General features: G+C 63.7%; 20 protein-coding genes and 1 pseudogene. 11 read left to right on the top strand and 10 right to left on the bottom strand.

The annotated features are described in order from the left end of the window. The first annotated feature begins 17 nt into the window (after positions 1-17). The 9 genes from FQV39_RS07915 (at position 18) to FQV39_RS07875 (ending at position 6,581) form a co-directional block, all read left to right on the top strand. On the top strand, positions 18-1,262 hold the full coding sequence (locus tag FQV39_RS07915; protein WP_149129786.1) for a pyridoxal phosphate-dependent aminotransferase: 1,245 nt from the start codon (positions 18-20) through the stop codon (positions 1,260-1,262). Between the two features lie 30 nt (positions 1,263-1,292). Further along, positions 1,293-1,664 carry an MDR/zinc-dependent alcohol dehydrogenase-like family protein gene (locus FQV39_RS33495; protein ID WP_210251186.1) on the top strand — a complete coding sequence of 124 codons (372 nt, stop codon included), beginning with the start codon at positions 1,293-1,295 and terminating at the stop codon, positions 1,662-1,664. A gap of 86 nt (positions 1,665-1,750) precedes the next feature. Beyond that, the gene (locus FQV39_RS07905; protein ID WP_187640206.1) at positions 1,751-2,506 is read left to right on the top strand and encodes a histidine kinase dimerization/phospho-acceptor domain-containing protein; all 756 of its coding nucleotides are present in this window, start codon (positions 1,751-1,753) and stop codon (positions 2,504-2,506) included. Further along, positions 2,457-2,870, top strand: coding sequence for a sensor histidine kinase (locus FQV39_RS07900; RefSeq protein WP_187640205.1), 414 nt, complete (start codon positions 2,457-2,459; stop codon positions 2,868-2,870). The genes FQV39_RS07905 and FQV39_RS07900 overlap by 50 nt, the downstream gene beginning before the upstream one ends. Next, positions 2,867-3,229: a response regulator gene (locus FQV39_RS07895; protein ID WP_149129783.1), complete on the top strand. Its 363-nt coding sequence runs from the start codon at positions 2,867-2,869 to the stop codon at positions 3,227-3,229. The genes FQV39_RS07900 and FQV39_RS07895 overlap by 4 nt, the downstream gene beginning before the upstream one ends. 275 nt (positions 3,230-3,504) lie before the next feature. After that, the gene (locus FQV39_RS07890) at positions 3,505-4,089 is read left to right on the top strand and encodes a TetR/AcrR family transcriptional regulator (protein ID WP_149129782.1); all 585 of its coding nucleotides are present in this window, start codon (positions 3,505-3,507) and stop codon (positions 4,087-4,089) included. Between the two features lie 98 nt (positions 4,090-4,187). Further along, complete coding sequence (locus FQV39_RS07885) at positions 4,188-4,823, top strand: hypothetical protein (RefSeq protein ID WP_149129781.1); 636 nt, start codon at positions 4,188-4,190, stop codon at positions 4,821-4,823. Positions 4,824-4,950: 127 nt separating this feature from the next. After that, the gene (locus FQV39_RS07880) at positions 4,951-5,805 is read left to right on the top strand and encodes a cytochrome b/b6 domain-containing protein (RefSeq protein WP_149129780.1); all 855 of its coding nucleotides are present in this window, start codon (positions 4,951-4,953) and stop codon (positions 5,803-5,805) included. After that, positions 5,802-6,581, top strand: a complete 780-nt coding sequence (locus FQV39_RS07875; RefSeq protein WP_149129779.1) for a molybdopterin-binding protein — start codon at positions 5,802-5,804, stop codon at positions 6,579-6,581. Before FQV39_RS07880 ends, FQV39_RS07875 begins: the two co-directional genes overlap by 4 nt. Positions 6,582-6,962: 381 nt before the next feature. Here FQV39_RS07875 and FQV39_RS07870 read toward each other — a convergent pair whose 3' ends face one another. From FQV39_RS07870 to FQV39_RS07845, 6 genes are all read right to left on the bottom strand, one after another. Further along, positions 6,963-8,042 (bottom strand): ABC transporter ATP-binding protein, encoded by a 1,080-nt coding sequence (locus tag FQV39_RS07870; protein WP_149129778.1) that lies wholly within the window; start codon positions 8,040-8,042, stop codon positions 6,963-6,965. Further along, positions 8,039-9,985, bottom strand: a complete 1,947-nt coding sequence (locus tag FQV39_RS07865) for a glycoside hydrolase family 127 protein (protein ID WP_149133730.1) — start codon at positions 9,983-9,985, stop codon at positions 8,039-8,041. Before FQV39_RS07865 ends, FQV39_RS07870 begins: the two co-directional genes overlap by 4 nt. Before the next feature lie 29 nt (positions 9,986-10,014). Beyond that, positions 10,015-10,878: a carbohydrate ABC transporter permease gene (locus tag FQV39_RS07860; protein WP_149129777.1), complete on the bottom strand. Its 864-nt coding sequence runs from the start codon at positions 10,876-10,878 to the stop codon at positions 10,015-10,017. Further along, the gene (locus FQV39_RS07855; RefSeq protein ID WP_149129776.1) at positions 10,878-11,801 is read right to left on the bottom strand and encodes a carbohydrate ABC transporter permease; all 924 of its coding nucleotides are present in this window, start codon (positions 11,799-11,801) and stop codon (positions 10,878-10,880) included. Before FQV39_RS07855 ends, FQV39_RS07860 begins: the two co-directional genes overlap by 1 nt. 86 nt (positions 11,802-11,887) lie before the next feature. Further along, positions 11,888-13,132 (bottom strand): ABC transporter substrate-binding protein, encoded by a 1,245-nt coding sequence (locus tag FQV39_RS07850; RefSeq protein WP_149129775.1) that lies wholly within the window; start codon positions 13,130-13,132, stop codon positions 11,888-11,890. 59 nt (positions 13,133-13,191) lie between these two features. Then, positions 13,192-14,202, bottom strand: coding sequence for a LacI family DNA-binding transcriptional regulator (locus tag FQV39_RS07845; protein WP_472840628.1), 1,011 nt, complete (start codon positions 14,200-14,202; stop codon positions 13,192-13,194). 166 nt (positions 14,203-14,368) lie between these two features. On the opposite strand from FQV39_RS07845, the gene FQV39_RS07840 reads away from it, so the two are divergent. Further along, complete coding sequence (locus tag FQV39_RS07840) at positions 14,369-15,295, top strand: Gfo/Idh/MocA family protein (protein WP_149129774.1); 927 nt, start codon at positions 14,369-14,371, stop codon at positions 15,293-15,295. 17 nt (positions 15,296-15,312) lie between these two features. Continuing rightward, the gene (locus FQV39_RS07835; protein ID WP_149133728.1) at positions 15,313-16,383 is read left to right on the top strand and encodes an aldose epimerase family protein; all 1,071 of its coding nucleotides are present in this window, start codon (positions 15,313-15,315) and stop codon (positions 16,381-16,383) included. Between the two features lie 192 nt (positions 16,384-16,575). Here the strand turns inward: FQV39_RS07835 and FQV39_RS07830 are convergent, their stop codons facing one another. The 4 genes and pseudogenes from FQV39_RS07830 to FQV39_RS07815 form a co-directional block, all read right to left on the bottom strand. Beyond that, positions 16,576-16,953, bottom strand: a complete 378-nt coding sequence (locus tag FQV39_RS07830; protein ID WP_210251220.1) for an SDR family oxidoreductase — start codon at positions 16,951-16,953, stop codon at positions 16,576-16,578. Positions 16,954-17,136: 183 nt separating this feature from the next. Next, positions 17,137-17,622, bottom strand: a complete 486-nt coding sequence (locus FQV39_RS07825) for a hypothetical protein (RefSeq protein ID WP_149133727.1) — start codon at positions 17,620-17,622, stop codon at positions 17,137-17,139. Positions 17,623-17,763: 141 nt separating this feature from the next. Then, a pseudogene (locus FQV39_RS33640) lies at positions 17,764-18,168 on the bottom strand (TetR family transcriptional regulator C-terminal domain-containing protein); the annotation flags it as partial. A gap of 108 nt (positions 18,169-18,276) precedes the next feature. Further along, positions 18,277-19,191, bottom strand: coding sequence for an AraC family transcriptional regulator (locus FQV39_RS07815; RefSeq protein WP_149129773.1), 915 nt, complete (start codon positions 19,189-19,191; stop codon positions 18,277-18,279). Between the last annotated feature and the right edge of the window lie 53 nt (positions 19,192-19,244).

Below are 19,244 nucleotides of genomic sequence, written 5' to 3'. Positions count from 1 at the left end.
CCGATGGAGGCGGAACGATGCATGGTACGACTGCAACCTCCCCGTCTGCGCCGGCGCTCGGCGTTCGGCTCGCGCGGCGCATGTCGGCGGTCCAGCCGTCCCCGACGATCGCAATCACTCAGCTCGCCAACGAACTGCGGCGCCAGGGCAAGGACGTCATCGGCTTGTCGCAGGGCGAACCCGATTTCGACACGCCCGATCACGTCAAGGCGGCGGCCAAGGCCGCCATCGACGCCGGGCAGACGAAATACACAGATGTCGACGGTACGCCCGAGCTGAAGCGCGCCATCGTCGCCAAGTTCGAGCGTGAGAACGGCCTGCGCTATGAGCCGTCGCAGATCAGCGTCGGGACCGGCGGCAAGCAGGTGCTCTACAACGCGCTCTGCGCCACGCTTGACGAGGGCGACGAGGTCGTCATCCCGGCGCCCTATTGGGTCTCCTATCCCGACATGGTTCGGCTCGCCGGCGGCCACCCGGTCATCGTCCCCTGCGGCGAGACCGGCGGCTTCAAGCTGACGGCCGGAGCACTGGCAGCCGTGATCACCCCCCGCACGAAATGGCTGGTGCTCAACTCGCCGAGCAACCCGACTGGTGCCGGCTACACGGCGGCCGAGCTGCGCGCCCTTGCCGACGTGTTGCTCGACCATCCGCAGGTGATGGTGCTCACCGACGACATGTACGAGCACCTGCGCTATGACGATTGGGAATTCGCCACCATCGCCGCTGTTGAGCCGAGGCTGTTCGACCGCACGCTAACGGTCAACGGCGTCTCGAAGGCCTATGCGATGACCGGCTGGCGCATCGGCTATGCCGGTGGCCCGGCCAAGCTGATCAAGGCGATGGCGACGATCCAGTCGCAGAGCACGACCAATCCGAGCTCGGTGTCGCAAGCCGCCGCTATCGCGGCCCTGAGCGGCCCGCTCGACTTCCTGGCCGAGCGCAATGTGGTGTTCCAGCAACGACGCGACCTTTGCCTCGCGGCGTTCAACAGCATCCCGGGCCTCGGCTGCCGCAAGCCGGACGGCGCGTTTTACCTGTTCCCATCCTGCGCCGGCGTGATCGGCCGCCGCCGCGCGGACGGTCGTCTCATCGAGACGGATGTCGACTTCGCGACCTTCCTCCTGGAGGAGGCCAATGTCGCGGTCGTGCCCGGCTCGGCCTTCGGGCTTCCGCCCTTCTTCCGCATTTCCTTCGCCACCGCCACGGAGCGCCTCCGGCTCGCCTGCGAGCGCATCGCCGACGCCTGCGGCAAGCTCGGCTGAAACTGGTCGGACTTTGAAAGGACGCAATCGATGGATCTCGGCATCAACGGTAAGACAGCGCTCGTGCTCGGGGCCGGCGGTGGCCTCGGCAGCGCGATCGCCAAGGCACTGGCACGTGAAGGTGTTCGAGTCGCGCTCGGCGACATCGATCCAGCGGCGGCGGAGCTTCCCGGCTCCGTGCTGCCCTTCATCCTGCGAGGTGTGGCACTCATCGGTGTCGAATCCGCTGGTCCGCCGCCGGCCGTCCGCGAGGCCGCATGGACGCGGCTCGCGCGCGACCTCGACAAGGTCAAGCTGAGAACAATGTACGAGGTCCAGCCTTTCGAAGCGCTGCCGGACGTTGCCGGCAAGGTCCTCGCGAACCTGGTGCGAGGCCGCGTCGTCATCAGCATCGCGGGGTAGGCACCGGGAAGACCGAGTGGCCCGACACGATCACCGTCCGGCAGCTCACGCAGCGGCTGATCGGTCTGGCTGATACCACCGCGGGCTTGCCCGGCATCAAGCGCGCCGAGCTCGCGGCGCTGGCCGATGCTCAGCGCCTCATCTCCGAAAGCCGTCGCCTCGTCACCGAACTCGGCGCGCTGGTCTCGCAGGAGGTGCAGAAGACGGAGGCCGTCGCGAAAGCGGCCGCCGACCGTTCGGCCGAGGCGATCCTGCTCGGCCGGAACCTGCTCCTCGCGATCGCCGCCGCCTCGCTCGCCGGAGCCTTGCTGATCGGCTGGTTCTATGTGCGGCGCCATCTCGTGGCACGGCTGCGGGTTCTGACCGAAGCCGCGACCAGCATCGCCAGCGGGCAATCTTCCGCGCCGCTGCCGAAGGCGAGCAATGACGAGCTCGGCGACCTGGTGCGAGCTCTCGCCGTCTTCCAGCGGACGCGCGACGACCTGATCCAGGCGGCCAAGCTCGCCGCGCTGGGGCAAATGGCGGCCGGCCTGAGCCACGAGCTCAACCAGCCGCTGGCCGCGATCCGCTCGCACGCCCACAACAGCGCGCTGCTGCTGGAGCGCGGCCGGCCGGACGATGCGCGCGAGACGATCGCACGCATCCAGGCCCTGACCGCGCGGGCGGCCGAACTGATCGCCCATCTCCGGCGCTTCGCCCGCAAGCCTGGCGTCGTGCTCGCCCCCGTCGAGGTCGGCGAGACCATCGCGACCGCCCTGTCCCTGTTCGGCCCCCCGCCTCGATGCGGAGCGCGTGGAGCTGCGGCAGGAGCTCCCAGCCAGCCGGCTCTATGTCCGTGCTGAGGAGATCCGTCTGGAGCAGGTCCTGGTCAATCTCGTCGCGAATGCGCTCGACGCCGTTGCGAGCCTGGAAGGCGCCGCGCTGACCGTCGGCGCGCGCCGGTGCGGCCACAGTGTCGAAATCTGGGTCGAGGACAACGGCCCTGGGATCGCCCCATCCCATCTGGAGCGGATCTTTGATCCCTTCTTCACCACCAAGCCGGTCGGGTCGGGGCTCGGCCTCGGCCTTTCGCTGTCCTACAACATCATCAAGGACCTCGGCGGCACGCTCGCTGTGGCCTCGACCGGCCCCTCCGGCACGCGCTTCCTGATTACCCTCGAAGGCGCGACGACACACACCATGGCTCCACTGGAAGCTGACGCATGAGCGCTCCGAAGATCGTTCTCGTCGATGACGACGCCGAAGTGCTCGACGCCTGGCGACTGACCCTGGAGCTCGACGGCTTCGAGGTCATCACCAGGCGCACGGCCGATGCCGCGCTCTCCCAGCTGACCCGCGACAGCTCCGCGGTGCTGGTCAGCGACGTGCGCATGCCCGGCCGCGACGGCTTCGGTCTGCTGTCGGCGGTGACCGCTATCGATGCCGAACTGCCGGTGGTGCTGATCACCGGGCACGCTGATGTGCCGATGGCCGTCCGAGCGATCCGCGAAGGCGCCTGGGATTTCGTCGAGAAGCCGGCCGACCCCGTCCTGCTGATCGAAACCGTGCGGCGCGCGAGGTCGTGATGGGGAAGCTTCTCGCCGATCCCGGTGGGGCGCGTGCGCTATGCGGCCAGTGAGCGAGAAGGCGAAGCGCATGCAGGATGCCTGTGTCGCGGACGTAGATTCGGGCTTTCAGCCAAGGCGCCAATGTCTGTTAGTGGCGCATTTCACGGGCGGTTGTGGCGCTTATCGGAACCACGTGCCGGTAGTGATATGCGGCTAAGGGTGGTTTCTTGACGGCGAAACTGCCAGCAGGCTGCGAGCTTGACGCGCTACCTACTAGAAGGTAGTCATGTCACATGAACAACTTGACGCCGACATCCGAAGAGATCCTCGCCTGTGCGCGGTCGCTAATCGTATCCGGCGGCTATAACGGGTTCAGCTATGCTGACATCTCGGAGGTGGTGGGTATCCGCAAGGCGAGCATCCATCACCACTTTCCGACCAAGGCCGATCTCGTGCGGACGCTTGTGAGCCGTTACCGTCAGGATGCCGAGGCCAGTGTCGCTCATATGGAGCGCAACACCCCCGATCCACGTGATCAACTGCAGAACTATGTGGGCTACTGGAAAGGCTGCATTGCAGATTCAAGCAGACCGTTTTGCATCTGCGCGCTCCTGGCAAGCGAGCTCCCAGTTCTGCCGCCGGATGTCGCGCTTGAGGTCCGCGGCTATTTTCGGCTGCTGTCGGCTTGGCTGACGTCTGCGTTCGAACGAGGCGCTGAGCTCGGATTTTTCGCCTTGTTGAACGCGCCTCGCGTCGAAGCTGAAATGTTCATGGCGACCGTTCACGGGGCGATGCTTTCGGCACGGGCCTATGGAGACCCTGAGATCTTTGGGCTGATCACGGGGCCCCTCCTGGAGAGGCTTTCGCCGCGGAGCTGACACCTGCTTTCCAATCCGTCGAGTGGATCATGGCGCGCCGCATCGACGGTTACGTTTGAGCGCTATGCCTACCAACTAATAGGTAAGGATTTCGTACCATGCTTCGCAAATTCATCCCCGCACTGCTTTTTGCTGGTGCGTTGAGTTCTCCGGCCACGAGCATCCTCCTGATGCCGGCGATGGCGCAGAACGCGAAGGTCGATCGGGTCAATGTCAGGGGCAGCGTCATCGGCCTGACCGGCGACGTTCTTAAGGTCAAATCACGAGAGGGCAATGTCGTCGACGTGATGTTTGCATCCGAAGCGAAGGTCTCCGGTGTCGCTCGCGCCCAGGTGACGGACATCAAGCCAGGCGATTATGTCGGCATCGCTTCGCTTCCGAAGGCAGATGGCGGCGACGGCGCGCTCGAAGTCCTGATTTTTCCGCCGGCGCTCAAGGGAGCCGGAGAAGGAAACTTCGGCTGGGACCTCAAGCCCAACAGCAGCATGACCAACGCCACGGTCGCGGACGCGGTGAAGGGCGTCGACGGCCGCACTGTCACCGTTTCCTATCACGGCAAGGAAAAGAAGATCGCGATACCGGATGGCACGCCGGTCGTGACATTGGCTCCGGCCAAGAAAGAAGACCTCGTCTCCGGAGCGGTGGTGTTCGTTGCCGCCGCCAAGGACGGCAAGGGCGCGCTGACCGCGCAGCAAGTCGTCGTCGGTGCCAACGGCGTCGTTCCGCCGATGTGAACCAGCCAGGCTGCCGGTCGGCTCGTTGAGGCTAGAATACCGCCTCTCGGAGTCGGCCGGCACCAGCGGCCATCGCATTCACGTACGACAACCGCATTCGCAGCAATAGGCAGCTAAGGAGCCCGCTATGACGGAATGGGCGCGCAATGACAATGACGAGCCACCGAGAGTTTCTCTCGTCCGACGGCATTCCATCGCCACGCGCCTCACGCATTGGCTGAACGTTCTGTGCCTGAGTTTCCTGCTGCTCAGCGGCTTGCAGATCTTCAACGCGCATCCCGAACTGTACTGGGGTCACTATGGCGCGGATGGAGACCCAGCGGTGCTGACGATCGGCGCCGGCGGCAGCGGCGACGATTTGCATGGCTTCTTGCGGATTGCGGGAGTCGAACTGCCGACGACGGGCGTGCTCGGCGTCTCGAACTTTGAGGGCACCCCGACTCCACGCGCCTTCCCCGCCTGGTCGACGATTCCATCCTTTCAGGACCTGGCAGCGGGTCGACATTGGCACTTCTTCTTCGCCTGGCTCTTCGTCATCAATGGTCTCGTCTATCTCGCCTGCAGTTTTCTGAGCGGTCATTTCCGGCGGGACCTGACACCGACGCGTCATCAGCTGTCATTGCATCACCTCTGGCATGAGGTCGTTGACCATGCCCGGCTTCGCTTCCCGGAAGGTGACGAGGCCCGGCACTACAATGCGCTCCAGAAGCTGACCTATCTGATCGTCATCGTCGTTCTGCTGCCGATGATGCTCATCACCGGTTTGACGATGTCGCCGGGGATCGACGCCGTGCTTCCCTGGCTCGTCGACGTCTTTGGCGGGCGTCAGACCGCCCGGACGATCCACTTCATCACAGCGTCCCTTCTCGTGCTGTTCGTGATCGTGCATGTCGCGATGGTCGTTCTGTCGGGCACCTGGAACAACACGCGCTCGATGATCACGGGCCGTTATGCCATCCGACACGGTGGGCGGAAATCATGACTGTTCAGTTCTTCACGCGCCGCCGCTTCCTGATCGGCAGTACGCTCGGCGCCAGTGCTCTGACTCTTTCGGGCTGCGACGTGCTTGAGCGGAACGAGCAAGTGGGTTCGGTCATTCGCTCTGCCGAGAATCTGACGATGAGGGCGCAGAGGCTGTTGCAAGGCCGCGATGCGCGCGCCCGCGAATTCGCTGAGACGGATATTTCGCCCTCGTTCCGCGTGAATGGAACGAGCCGACCCGACAGCGAGGACTATGCAGCTTTCGTCGAGAATGGCTTTGCGGATTGGCGATTGAAGATCGACGGCCTCGTCGATCGGCCGCAGGAGTTCACGCTGGCGGATCTGAAGAAGCTTGCTGCGCGAACGCAGATCACCCGACACGATTGCGTCGAAGGCTGGAGTGCCATCGGAAAATGGACAGGCGTCCCTCTCGGACTCGTCCTGACTGCCGCCGGACTGAAGCCGTCGGCTCGCTTCGCGGTCTTCCATTGTGCCGATGAGCTGGAGAAGACGCTCGATGGTAGCGGCCGCTACTACGAGAGCATCGATCTTATCGATGCCTTCCACCCTCAAACGATCCTGGCCTATGCCATGAATGGGAAGGACCTTACCATCGGGCACGGCGCGCCCCTGCGCCTGCGGGTTGAGCGGCAACTCGGCTACAAGCAGGCGAAATACCTCATGCGCATCGAGCTCGTCGATAGCTTCTCAGGCTTTTGGGGCGGCAATGGCGGCTATTGGGAAGATCGCGGATATGAGTGGTATGCCGGCATTTGAGCGGCTGATATCCTCGGCCCTCAAACTTGACCGATGCAAGCCCAGTCTCCCATGGGTGAAATGGGCTTTTGGCGTCGCCGATGTTGAACGCTTCGGTCATGCACTCGTCTTTCCCGCCGGCTCGCGACGTGAAGGAGGCAAGGCTGAGGGCAAGGCTCGTCGCCTGAACTACCTGCTGCTGCTTCCTGAAGCGAACTATCTCAGCCCAATATGCGCACCACCGGCCGGCTGCCCGCTCGATACGTACACGGAGAAGATGGAAGCTGCTCCGGCCACCCGCCGACATCGGGCTGCTGCCGTAAGGCAGGCTCAGCAAAAGATCTATGTTGGCGCAACCTGCATGCGCCAGATCAAGCCCCTCCCACCGATGGCGTGGGCCCGTCAGCACCTCGTTTCGCCGGACATCGAGAAGAATTTCAGGGCTCGTTGGTCGCACGACAACCAAAGGCTGTCGCCGGGCCTGGCGTCTCGCCCATCGCGTTGTTCGGCGGTGACGATATCTCCGTTGTCGAGCTTGCAATGGAGATATCGCGTGCTGCCGAGATACTCGGCGAATTCGACCTGCGCCGGCAGCGAATTTTCTCGCCTTTCTCCGACCGACCAATGTTCGGGGCGAATTCCGAGTTTGATTGCCTCTTTCGGCGCAGCCGGCATCGGCCTATCGAGTTCGATCTCGGTTCCCGCGATGCTGACACGGTTTGCGGCCACGCAGACACCGTCGACGATGTTCATGCGTGGCGAGCCGATGAAGCCCGCGACGAACAGATTCGCGGGATTCTCGTAGACCTCCCGCGGCGTCCCGACCTGCTCGATCTTGCCGTCGCGCAGCACGACGATGCGGTCCGCCAGCGTCATCGCCTCGGTCTGGTCGTGCGTGACGTAGATCATCGTGTTGCCGAGCTCGCGGTGCAGCCGCGCGATCTCGACGCGCATGCTGACCCTGAGTTCCGCGTCGAGATTGCTCAGCGGCTCGTCGAACAGGAACACCTGCGGCTTGCGGACGATCGCCCGGCCGATCGCGACGCGCTGCCTCTGGCCGCCCGAGAGCTGGCCGGGGCGCCGTTCGAGAAGCGGACCGATCTTGAGGATGTCCGCCGCCAGATCGACCTGCTTCCTGATCTCGGCCGCCGGCGTCCTGGCGATTTCCAGACCGAAGGCCAGGTTCTCGCGCACGCTCATATGCGGATAGAGCGCATAGGACTGGAACACCATCGCGATGCCGCGCTTCGACGGGTCGAGATCGGTGACGTCCCAGCCGGCGATCAGGATGTCGCCATCCGTGACCTCCTCGAGACCGGCGATCATGCGCAGCAGGGTCGACTTGCCGCAGCCCGACGGGCCGACGAAGACGATGAATTCTCCGCCTTCCACCTTGAGATCGAGGTCGTGGATGACGTCGACGGAGCCGAAGCTCTTGCGGACGCCCTTCAGCTCGATGGTCGCGTTGTCTTGCGTTGTCATTGCCCGGCCCCGGCCCTGACCCACACCAGCATTTCGCCGGGCTCGCGATTGTCCCAGAGGTGATAGGGCACGAGCCGTGCCGTCGCCTCGATATGGTCTGGCTTGTGCGGATCGTAGAGCTTGCCGTTCCGACGGGGCCATTGCTCGCGTCGCGCCGGAATCTCGATCGCGACCGTGTTGTTCAGCTCTGGGAGAGGCACCGTCTTCGCGCCCGATAGGTCGTCCGGCACGATCAGCGCGTTGAGATCTGCGCCGTTGTCGACTTCCTCGGTGCAGTAGATCAGCGGTCCGCGGGCGATCGCGACGCGACCCAGGTCCGCCTTCACTGCCGGGTGTGCGTAAAGCGCGCGCACATCCATCGGCAGGTCGAGTTCCAGCCGGTCTCCGTCCTGCCAGTTGCGCTTCAGGTGGAAGTAGCCGCCGCGCACCTCGTCGGGCTTCACGGCCTGGCCGTTGAGCGACAGGGCGGCGTTCTCGCACCAGCCCGGCACGCGAAGCGACAAGGTGAAGTGCGAAGGGCTTTCGAGGCCGATGGACATGGCGACGCGGCCATCGGTGGGGTAGCGCGTGTCCTGTGTCAGGTTGACCGTCGTCGTGCCGATCTTCAGCCGGGCCGTGCTGGCGCCGTAGAGATGCAGGGCGATGCCATCGGACGAGACGCCGTACATGTAGCTGCCTATCGCCGTCACGGTCCGGGCGATGTTCGGCGGACAGCACGGGCAGCGGTGCCAGATCCAGCGATGATGGCCGCCGCTGCTTTCCAGCGGATTGTCGTAGAAGAAGCGCGAACCGTCGATCGAAAGACCCGACAGCGCGCCGTTGTAAAGCGCTTGCTCCATGATGTCGGCATAGTGTCGGTCGGGCCCACGCCCGAGCATCCGGCTTGCCCACATCATCAGCGCGACCGCCGCGCAAGTCTCGGCATAGGCGCTTTCGTTGGGCAGGTCGTAATATTCGGTGAAGCCCTCGTTGCTGGCCGCCGGGCCGATGCCGCCGGTGACGTACATCTGCTTCGAGGTCAGGTCCTCCCAGAGCACTTTGAGGGCGTCTGTCAGGCTGTCGTCGCCGAACTCGGTCGCCACATCGGCCATGCCGGAATAGAGATACATTGCCCGGACCGCGTGGCCGACGACCTTGGTCTGCTCACGGACCGGCAGGTGGGACTGGTTGTAGAGATAGGTCTTGTGCCGCCATTGCGTCGGATCGACGCCGCGTTCGGCCGCCTCGACATCGAAATAATTCGGCTGCTGCCCGCGCTGGTCGACGAAATAGCGTGCGAGGTCGAGATAGCGCTGCTCCCCGGTGGTGCGGCCGAGGCGAACCAGCGCGAGCTCGATCTCCTCGTGCCCGCAATAGCCGGGCCTCTGGCCAGGGTTTGGTCCGAATGTCGCGTCGATATGATCGGCATAGCGGCACATGACGTCGAGCAGCTTGCGCTTGCCGGTCGCGTGGAAATAGGCCACCGCGGCTTCCATCAGGTGGCCGGCGCAATAGAGCTCGTGGCAGTCCCGCAGATTGGTCCAACGCTGGCCCGGCTGCATCCGGACGAACCAGGAATTCATGTAGCCGTCTGGCTGCTGCAAGCCGGCGAACATGTCGATGATCGCGTCCATCTTGGCTTTGAGATCGGAATTGGGCTTGCGATAGAGCGCATAGGCCGCCGTCTCGATCACCTTGGCGACGTCTGAATCCCAGAACATCTGGACGTTCACGGTGTCCGGCGTGCCGTCGGCGCGGGTGTGCCAGGGCATCTTCACCTCCGGCACCGGGCGCGTCGGGTCGATCTGGTCTAACATGCCGGCTACGACGCAGCGGTCGTATAGGATCATCACCGTGCGGTCGACGATCGCGTCGATGCGCTCGCCCCAGAAGCCGCGCATCTCTACATCGGGAACGGCGGGGGGCCTGAAGACGCTGGCCTTGGGCTGGTGGTGCGAGGTCATCATTGTCACCGCTTTGTCGTTGGGAAGGATCACTTGACGGCGCCCGCGGTGAGACCGCGGATGTAGTAGCGCTGCAGCAGGAGGAAGAGGGCGAGGCAGGGCGCCATCATCAGCATCACGCCCGATTGCACCGCGCCCCAGTCGATGGTGCCAAACTGGCCGGAGCGGACCGCCGCCATCATCACGGGGAGCGTGTATTTCTTCTGGTCGGTCAGCAGGATCAGCGCCGCCAGGAACTCGTTCCACGAGGCCAGGAAGGCGAAGATCGCGACCGTCGCGACCCCCGGCAGAACCAGCGGCAGCATCACCCGGCGCAGCATCAGGAACACCGAGGCGCCGTCGACACGCGCCGCGTCCTCGATCTCCTTCGGCACAGCGTCGAAGGCGTTGCGCATCATGAAGATCGAGAAGGGCAGATGCAGCGTCACATAGATCAGGACGATGCCGGGCAGCGTGTTCTGCAGGCCGAGCCGCGTGAGGATCAGGAAGAGCGGCGTTAGGATCGACTGGAACGGGATCATCACCGTCGAGATGATCAGCACAAACAGCACGTTCTTCAGCGGGAACTTAAAGCGCGAGAAGCCGTAGCCCGCCAGCAGGCTGATGATCACGGTGACGACCACGGTCGCGGCCGCGACGGTCAGGCTGTTGCCGGCATAGGTCCAGATGCCGACGCCGTATTTCGCCAGGTTCTCGTAGCTCTGGGTGCTCAAGCCTTCGACCGGCCAGGGTGGCAATGGCGGCCGCGCGGCCTCGGCCGAGGGCTTGAACGAGACCAGCGCGCTCCAGGCGATTGGCGCCACGAACAGCAGCGAGATGAAGAGACCGATTGCGTGGTAGCGCGTAGTGGCGAACAGCCTGCGTCGGGCCGTGGCGACCTTGCGTTCGGACATCAGACGCCCTCCGGCGTGCGCAGCAGCCGCAATTGCACGACGCTGATCGTCACCAGGATCGCCAGCAGCACCATCGACATCGCCGCGCCGTAACCCAGCCGGAACGAGACGAAGGACTGGCTGAAAATCCAGTAGACGGCGGTGATGGTGCTGTTCTGCGGCCCGCCATCGGCGATGATGTAGAACTGATCGAAGGCCAGCACCGAGCCGGCGACGGAGAGGATCAGCGCCAGCGCGATCGTCCGCCGCATCAGGGGCAGGGTGATGCGCCGGAAGCGCTGCCAGGATGAGGCGCCGTCGATCCGCGCCGCCTCCTGCACCTCCGACGAGATGCCCTGCAGGCCGGTGAGCAGGATGATCATGTTGAAGCCCGCGGTCTTCCAGACGACCATGACGATGATCGACCAGAACGTGGTGTCGAATCTGGCGAGCAGGTTGACCGGCTTCTCCGTCAGGCCGAGCTTGAGGGCCAGCGGCGAGAACAGCCCGACATCGACGTTCATCAGCCAGGCCCAGAGCAGGCTGGCCGAGCCGAAGCCGACGACCACGGGCAGGAAGATCGCCGTGCGGTAGACCTTGATCATCGGGCGCGCCTTCTCGGCGAACAGCGCCAGCGGGAAGGCGACCGCGAAGATCGCGATGGTCACGACCACCGTGTAATAGAGCGTGAAACGCATCGCATTCCAGAAGCGCTGGTCGCTCATCAGGTTCAGGTAGTTGTCGAGGCCGATGAAGCGCGGCCGGCCGAGCAGCGGCCAGTTGTGCAGCGACATCCAGAACGCCATTCCGAGCGGCACAAGGAAGAACACTGCGACCAGTAGCACTGCTGGGGCCACGAAGAGCAGGCCGGCCAGCTGTTTGCGGCGCAGGCGTGCGCCCCGGCGCCCGGCCGAAGGGAAGGGAAGTGTCGCTTGCGCGGTCATGACATCGTTCCGGCGAGGTTCGATCGGTCCCGGGACAGCGATCGCGCCCGGGCACTCTGCGGGTTGGGGGGCCGGGGCTTCGCCGGCTATTTCCCGGAGGAGTCGATGATCGACTGCATCGTCTTCTCAGCCTTGACGAGCGAGCCCTCGACATCGTTGCCGAAGAACACCTCGTTCAGCATCTGCTTCCACGGGCCGGTGCTGCTGTTGATGATGTCGTTGTAGACGGGCGAGGAGGGCGTCCTGCCGATCTTCATCGCCTCAGTCGCGGTCAGATAGCGCTGGTCGAGGTCCTTCACCGCCTCGGCGGCGACGTCGGCGCGCGTCGGCAGGCTGCCGAGCCTGGCGAGGAGGGTCTGGCCTTCGAGCGAATAGACGAAGGTCAGGAACTCCTTCACCGCCGGCATGTTCTTGCGGCCCGCGGTGACGACGAAGTTGTCGCCGCCGGCGAAGGAGGCCTTGCCGCCGGTCTTGCCCGGCAGGAAGGTCACGCCGAATTCGACCTTGGGGTAGTTCTTGACGAGGTTGCCGATCGCGAAAGCGCCGATCGGCGACATGCCGACGCGGTCCGTGGCGAAGCCGCCGAAGAAGTTCGAGCCGGGATCTGTCTTGGCGCTCTCCGGCACATAGCCCTTGCCGATAAGGCCGCGATAAAGTGCCACCGCATCGCGCATCTGCGGCGTGTTCAGCGTCGCCTTCTTGGCGTTGTCGGTCAGGATCTCGCCGCCCGAAGCCCAGACCAGCGGCATGAAGGTGAAGGCGTTGCACCCGCCGCAGGCGCCGGAGAAGTAGAAGCCGCGAATGTCGCCGCCGATGGCGTTGATCTTGCCGGCATACTCTTCGATCTCGGCCCAGTTCGTCGGCCCCTTCTCGGGGTCGAGGCCCGCCTGCTTGAAGAGCCTCTTGTTCCAGAGCAGCACCGAGGCGTCGGCCGACATCGGAACGCCGTAGATGCGGCCCTCATAGGTTCCCGCGCCGAGATGCGCCTTCGACAGATTGTCGAAGAATGGGAAGCCGTTCACCAGATCGGTCAGATCCTCCAGCTGACCGGAGGCGGCGAAGGCCGGAGTATAGACGAGATCCAGCGAGAGGAGGTCTGGCGCCGAGCCGCCAGCGGCCGAAATCGCATATTTCTGAACCATCTCGGTATTCGGGACTATCTGCAGTTCAATCTGCGTCTTGTGCGCGGTGTTGAAGGCCTTCACCAGCGCGGGCATGAAGGCCTCGCTGCTGGAGCGCGACCACATCGTCAGCTTCTGCTGGGCCAGAGCCACGCCCGCCGATGCCTGAACGGCGACGAGGGCGAGCAATGCAGCCTTGATTCCCTTCATGTGCGTCTCCTCCGGTTGCGGCCTTCGTTTCTTGGCCGTTTTTGTTGGGCAGGACCTCCTCAAGACGAACGAACGATCAGGCTACATGGCAGCCTCCAGATACCCTTTTCGACCGTCTCGCCATTGACCAGGCGAACGAGCGCCAATCCCGCCTGCCGCCCCAATTCCTTCAGGTTCATGTCGACCGTGGTGAGTGGCGGGCGCGTCTCCTTGGCGACAATCTCCCAATTGTCGAAGCCAACCACGGAGACGTCACCGGGCACGCTCACGCCACGCTCGCGCAGCGCGTCCACGACGCCGCGCGCGATCTGGTCGTTGCCGCAGAAGATGCCGTCGGGCCTCTCGGCGCCGGACCACAATGCCTCGACCGCCTGATGCCCCCAATGTTCGGACCAGGAACCGAACAGCGTTCCCATGTCGGTCGATGCACCTGCTTCCGCCAGCGTCTGCGCGCAGGCGAGCGCCCTTTCATGCACGACGTCGAATTCAGATGGACCAGTGACATGCGCAATGCGTCGCCGCCCTTGAGCGAGGAGATGACGCACCGCCTCGCCCGCGCCCTGGCGATCGTCCGGAACGAGCGTGATGCTGTCGGCCGGGCCGGCGGTCAGCGCATAGACGACGGGCACAGAGAGCTTCGTGAGGTCGACCGGCAGCGGCTTGTCGATGCGTTTGCCCGTCGCGATGATGCCGTCGACCTGCTTGTCGAGCATCGCGTCGACATGGATTCTGGCGAGGTCGGGATTGTCGCCGATGGCGCACAGGAAGACCGATACGCCGTGGTCGATCAGCCCTTCGGAGATCCCGGCCATCAGAGGCAAGGTGAAGCGGCCATAGGTGTCGTTCGTCAGCAATCCGACGCTGAAGCTGCGCTTGCGGGTCAGGCTTCGCGCGAGTGAGTTGGGCCGGAAGCCGAGTTCTCGGGCGACGCGCTTGATGCGATCGCGCGTCTCGATCGAAATCCGCCCGGTGTCGTTGAGCGCCTTAGATGCCGTCGCGGTGCTGACGCGCGCGGCTTCGGCCACGTCGTAGATCGTCACCCGCTCTCCCGACACCGCGCTTGACATCATTCGCCTCGATTTGAGAAACCGGTTTCTCATAGGATGATTTGGGGGATCGTGCAATGAGAAACCGATTACTCAATCGCTTTCGTCGAGTCGATGTCGCCCGTGGCCGGGGCTGGCTCGCGCGCTTCTCTCCCATTGCCGCAACGCCCTTGCTGGCGAAGCCGACCGCATGAGCCCGATCCGTCTCGCCCTAGTCGGGCTCGGCAAGATCGCGCGTGACCAGCATCTGCCGGCCATCGCAGCCACTCCCGAAATCGAGCTCGTCGCCGTGGCCAGCCGCAATGCCCGTCTGGCCGGTGTCGATTGTTTCCGATCCATCGAGGAGTTGCTGGCCGAAGTCTCCGATATCGACGCCGTCGCGCTGTGCACGCCGCCGATTGTCCGGCGCGAGCAGGCGATGGCGGCTCTCGCAGCCAGAAAGCACGTCCTACTGGAGAAGCCGCCTGGCCCGACGGTCGGCGAATTGAATCCTCTCGTTGCGATGGCTAAGCGGGAGAACCGGACGCTGTTCGCGGCCTGGCATTCGCGTTTCGCTCCAGCGGTCGAACCGGCGCGCGCCTTTCTGGCGAGACATCGGGCCCGGAGCGTCACAATCCTCTGGCAGGAGGACGTGCGCGTCTGGCATCCCGGGCAGGACTGGATTTTCGAGCCCGGCGGCCTCGGCGTGTTCGACCCCGGCATCAACGCGCTGTCGATCCTGTCCGCGATCCTGCCGGAACCGGTCTTCGTATCTGGCGCGAAGCTCGATTTTCCAGCCAACCGACAGGCGCCGATTGCTGCGGAGGTCGAACTTGCGTCGATCTCAGGCCTTCCGATCCATGGATCGTTCGATTTTCGCCAGAGCGGCGAGCAGTTCTGGTCCATCGAGATCGAGACCGATGCGGGCCGGCTCGTCCTGGCTTTCGGCGGCGCGCGTCTGAGCCTCGACGGCGAGCCGCTGGTCGATGAGCAGGAGGAGGAATATCGCGGCGTCTATCGCCGTTTCGTGGAACTGGTCCGCACCTCCGGCATCGATGCCGACGCTGTGCCGCTGTGCCTGGTGGCGGATGTATTCATGCTCGGCCGGCGATCCGTCGTCGAAGACTTCATGTGGTGAGAACGAGGACCGTGGCGATGTCGAATTCATTGTCCCGTGATTTCTTCGGGATTCTCCCGGATGAGCGCGCGGTCGAGCGCATCACGCTACGTGGCGAAGCCGGCTTCGAAATCGCGATCATCACTTATGGCGCGGCGGTGCAGGCGCTGCGGGTATCGGATCGGGATGGTCGGTGTGATGACGTGGTCCTCGGCCACGATGCTCTGGAGCCATATCTCCTTCGGCGGGACTTCTTTGGTGCAACGGTCGGCCGGTATGCCAACCGCATCGCCGGCGCCGCCTTAACGCTCGATGGCGTCCATTACAAGCTCAGCGCTAACGACGGCATCAACACCTTGCACGGCGGAGCAGACGGCTTCGACCGGGCGCTCTGGACCGTCGAGAGCCTCGATTGCGGTGCCAGGCCGTTCGTCACGCTCGGATATGTGAGTCCGGATGGCGAGGGAGGCTTTCCGGGCGCGCTGGTGGTGCGGACCCGCTTCCAGCTCACCGGTCCGCAAGAATTGACGATCGCGTTCGAGGCGACGACCGATCGCCCGACGATCGTCAGCCTGACACATCACGGCTATTTCAACCTGGGCGGCACCGTCGGCGGCCGCGACATCCTGGATCACGAGCTCACGCTGTTCGCCGATCGCTTTCTACCGGTCAATGGCAATCTGATCCCGCTTGGAGCAGCGACCGACGTCGCCGGCACGCCATTCGACTTCCGCTCGCCGCGGCCGATCGGAGCCGGTATCCGCATTGAGAACGAGCAGTTGCGGCGCGCTCGCGGTTATGATCACTGCTTCGTACTTGCAGGGGAGGTGGCCGCCTCGCCACGGCTTGCCGCCCGTGTCGTCCATCCGGCGTCCGGCCGCGCACTCGATCTCGCGACCGATCAGCCTGGCCTCCAGTTCTATTCGGGAAACTTTCTCGACGGCGGCTCGGGCGGAAAAGGTGGGCGTCTGCATCGTCAATCCGACGCGTTCTGTCTGGAGCCCCAGGGATGGCCAAACGCGCCTAACCAACCGGATTATCCATCTGCGAGGCTGGATCCCGGCGACACGTACCGCCACACCTCAACGTTTCTCTTCTGTACGGTTTGAGAGAGACGCAGCCTCGCGCCACAGCAGAGCAGCGGGCGCGACGCGGCCGCTTCGTTCGGATCCTCGACCGAAACCGAGCAATTCTCGCGATGTTTTCCTGCCGCGATGAGACGCAAGCATTCCAACTGTCGCGCAGTGCGCAAGATCGGCAGAGGGTCGCCAAGCATCTTAGGTCTGCAGACGTAGGGGCTTTCAAAGACTGGGCGACAAGCCGCCATCGATCCGCAAGTTGGCGCCGGTGATATACCCGGCGCGCGGGCTGGCGAGAAACGCAACGGCATCAGCGATCTCGTCGAGTTCGCCAACGCGGCCAATCGGAACCTGAGCGAACAAGGGCAAGAAGGCTCGCTCAATATCCTCCCACGGCGCAGCCTTGCCGGCCAATCCGCGTTCGGCCGCCGTTTCGCGAAAACGAGCATCGAGAGTGGCGCTGTGAATCGTGCCGGGCGATATCGCGTTGACGGTGACCCCTTCGGCCGCCAATGCCTTCGCCATCGAGGCGTTCATCGCGTTGATCGCGTCCTTACTCGCCGAACAAGCTCTCCGATGAGGCGAGTCGAACCCGCAGATGCATCGTCAGTTCCGCGCTTCGGTCATGCGAGCAGCGGTTAAATATCATCTTCGTCGGTCAACTCGCGAGGACGGTCCTGCTGCATGGCCAAAGGCCTGGTCGGCGGTGAGGCTTTGCGGTCGATGCCAGCCTGATCAAGGCCGACGCCAACCGCCAGGGCGGTGCCGCACACCCAAGGGCAGTCATGCCCCGCGCCTACCTTGCCTGCGCAAATGAATGATCTGGGCAGACAAGCCAACAATCAGAATGATGAGAAGACTGGCTTGCGAAACTAGAAGTAGAGGTGACTTCAGATCGGTAACTAAGGGATGACCGTCTGGAACACGGCGCAAGATTTCGGTAACAGTGGGCAAAATCAGCAGAAACGCCGTCAGGCTGAGGAAGATCGTTTCGAGGTACTTGCGCACGCGCCCAAAGCTCGAAATTCGACCGATGCCGTATCCGGCCAGCAGCAGCAGGATGGTTACTGTGCCAATCGCGTAGCTTACCGGCTGCTGCGCGACAAGAAACGTCGTACCCCCGCCGATTAGCATCGAGACGAAATAGACGATGCCTAGCGTGGACCTTGGGAGAATGCGCCCGTGGCGACCGAACATATAGATCGCGAGCGGAATTGCGGGCGGGCTGCCGAGCGTATGCACCCAGCCGATCGGTGAAATTCCAAACATCTCAGTCTTCTTTCTGTTCAGGAGGATGGGCCAAGCCGGCGTTTCGGTGGAGGGCATGGTCGGCTGGCACCTCGGCGACTGGTCGCTTATCATCAGATGCCATCCAACTGGTAGGTAGGGATTTAAGGCAAAGCCTGCCAGCTACTTCAGCCGCTCCAAGAGCGGGTCTGTCACGACACCGAATATCTTCGGATCGCCGTAGGCTCGTGCCGAAAGCATCGCACCGTGAACTATTGCCATGAATGCCTCGGCCTGGGCACGAGGCGTACTCATCAATTTCAGTTGGCCGTTCAGCGCGCCGCGCTCCAGCGCGGAAGTCAGCCACTCCGACAGAGAACGGAAATGTGCCCGGACCTCCAGGCCAACGTCCTCGGGCAGCACGGGGAACTGGCTCGCCAACAGTGCGCACACACAAAGAGGAGCGCTAGCATCCGCGATGCACGCCTTCCAATACCCGACGTAGAGCCGAAGCTGTTCGACCGGATCGGATACCTGAAGTTCGAGGTTTGCTATCCCCGCCTCGGCCTCTTCCCGGTACCGCGCAACCTGAAGTTAGATTGCTCATGTCTCAGGCTACCTTCTAGTAGGTAGAAGATCAAGCTCCTTGCGGCTTGAGCTGTGATTTGGGTAAGCCGCCATTGCCTGGCGAGGTGTTCAGGCTAGCTCACCAACATGCCGGCGAAACCAATCGGCCTCTTGCGACGCCGTTCGCCGGAAGTGTCGCTTGAAGTCACGACTGAACTGGGCAGGACTGGCGTAGCCGACCGATGCCGCGACCTCTGCGATCGTTTTGTCCCGGCGCGCGATCATCAGTCGCGCCTCGTGGAGCCGCATCGCCTTCACATATTGTATCGGAGTGCTGCCAGTCAGGGCCTTGAAGTGGACATGGTACGAGGGGACGCTCATGCCTGCTTCACTTGCCAACGCGGCGACCGAAATTCCGGAACCGTAGCTCTCGCGTAGCCGGGCCAGACTTTGCACGATCCTCCCGGCCGTGCCCCGCTGCTGCAGGGCTGAGATCATGGCGCCGCCTTGCGGGCCGACGAGCACCCGGTAATGCAGCTCGCGCAGGATGCCGGGTCCCAGAACCGCAAGCTCGACAGGATCGCACAACGCCCGCAGGAGACGCAGCACGGCATCCTCGATGCTCGGCTCCATTCGGCTCGACACCAGACCTCTCATCTTGCCGACGGTCGGTTCTGAACGCCTTTCCCCGACTTCCGAGGCGATCTCGGCAGCCAGGCGCATGTCGAACTCGAAATAGACCGCAAGCAGGGGCTGTTCGGGGCTGGCGACCGATTCCATCCGGAACGGAACAGGCACCGACACAGCCAGATAGTGCTCCTCGTCGTAGCGATAGACCTCGCCTTCAAGCATGCCCTGCTTGCGTCCCTGCAATACGAATACCGCGCCCGGCTTGTAGAGCACGGGAACATCGTGAAGCACCGTCTCGGTCCTAAGAATGCGGACGCCCTGAAGCTGCGTAGGATTGTAACCCTGATGCGGGGTAAGGGCGCTCGCCAGTTCCACGAGCGCGCGGCGTTTCGCCCGCGTGTTCTCCGATGTCATAGGATTTGGCAATACAATTATAGAAACTGCAATCGATGCTCACAGGATTCGAT

Source organism: Bosea sp. F3-2 (assembly GCF_008253865.1).
Taxonomy (GTDB): domain Bacteria; phylum Pseudomonadota; class Alphaproteobacteria; order Rhizobiales; family Beijerinckiaceae; genus Allobosea.
The sequence above is the reverse complement of the archived record's forward strand: the minus strand, read 5'-3'. Positions and strand labels throughout refer to the sequence as shown.

Coding starts and splice junctions, on each gene's coding strand:
- FQV39_RS07915 (WP_149129786.1), top strand. CDS start 18: ATGCATGGTACGACTGCAACCTCCCCGTCTGCGCCGGCGCTCGGCGTT.
- FQV39_RS33495 (WP_210251186.1), top strand. CDS start 1,293: ATGGATCTCGGCATCAACGGTAAGACAGCGCTCGTGCTCGGGGCCGGC.
- FQV39_RS07895 (WP_149129783.1), top strand. CDS start 2,867: ATGAGCGCTCCGAAGATCGTTCTCGTCGATGACGACGCCGAAGTGCTC.
- FQV39_RS07890 (WP_149129782.1), top strand. CDS start 3,505: ATGAACAACTTGACGCCGACATCCGAAGAGATCCTCGCCTGTGCGCGG.
- FQV39_RS07885 (WP_149129781.1), top strand. CDS start 4,188: ATGCTTCGCAAATTCATCCCCGCACTGCTTTTTGCTGGTGCGTTGAGT.
- FQV39_RS07880 (WP_149129780.1), top strand. CDS start 4,951: ATGACGGAATGGGCGCGCAATGACAATGACGAGCCACCGAGAGTTTCT.
- FQV39_RS07875 (WP_149129779.1), top strand. CDS start 5,802: ATGACTGTTCAGTTCTTCACGCGCCGCCGCTTCCTGATCGGCAGTACG.
- FQV39_RS07870 (WP_149129778.1), bottom strand. CDS start 8,042: ATGACAACGCAAGACAACGCGACCATCGAGCTGAAGGGCGTCCGCAAG.
- FQV39_RS07865 (WP_149133730.1), bottom strand. CDS start 9,985: ATGACCTCGCACCACCAGCCCAAGGCCAGCGTCTTCAGGCCCCCCGCC.
- FQV39_RS07860 (WP_149129777.1), bottom strand. CDS start 10,878: ATGTCCGAACGCAAGGTCGCCACGGCCCGACGCAGGCTGTTCGCCACT.
- FQV39_RS07855 (WP_149129776.1), bottom strand. CDS start 11,801: ATGACCGCGCAAGCGACACTTCCCTTCCCTTCGGCCGGGCGCCGGGGC.
- FQV39_RS07850 (WP_149129775.1), bottom strand. CDS start 13,132: ATGAAGGGAATCAAGGCTGCATTGCTCGCCCTCGTCGCCGTTCAGGCA.
- FQV39_RS07845 (WP_472840628.1), bottom strand. CDS start 14,202: ATGATGTCAAGCGCGGTGTCGGGAGAGCGGGTGACGATCTACGACGTG.
- FQV39_RS07840 (WP_149129774.1), top strand. CDS start 14,369: ATGAGCCCGATCCGTCTCGCCCTAGTCGGGCTCGGCAAGATCGCGCGT.
- FQV39_RS07835 (WP_149133728.1), top strand. CDS start 15,313: ATGTCGAATTCATTGTCCCGTGATTTCTTCGGGATTCTCCCGGATGAG.
- FQV39_RS07825 (WP_149133727.1), bottom strand. CDS start 17,622: ATGTTTGGAATTTCACCGATCGGCTGGGTGCATACGCTCGGCAGCCCG.
- FQV39_RS07815 (WP_149129773.1), bottom strand. CDS start 19,191: ATGACATCGGAGAACACGCGGGCGAAACGCCGCGCGCTCGTGGAACTG.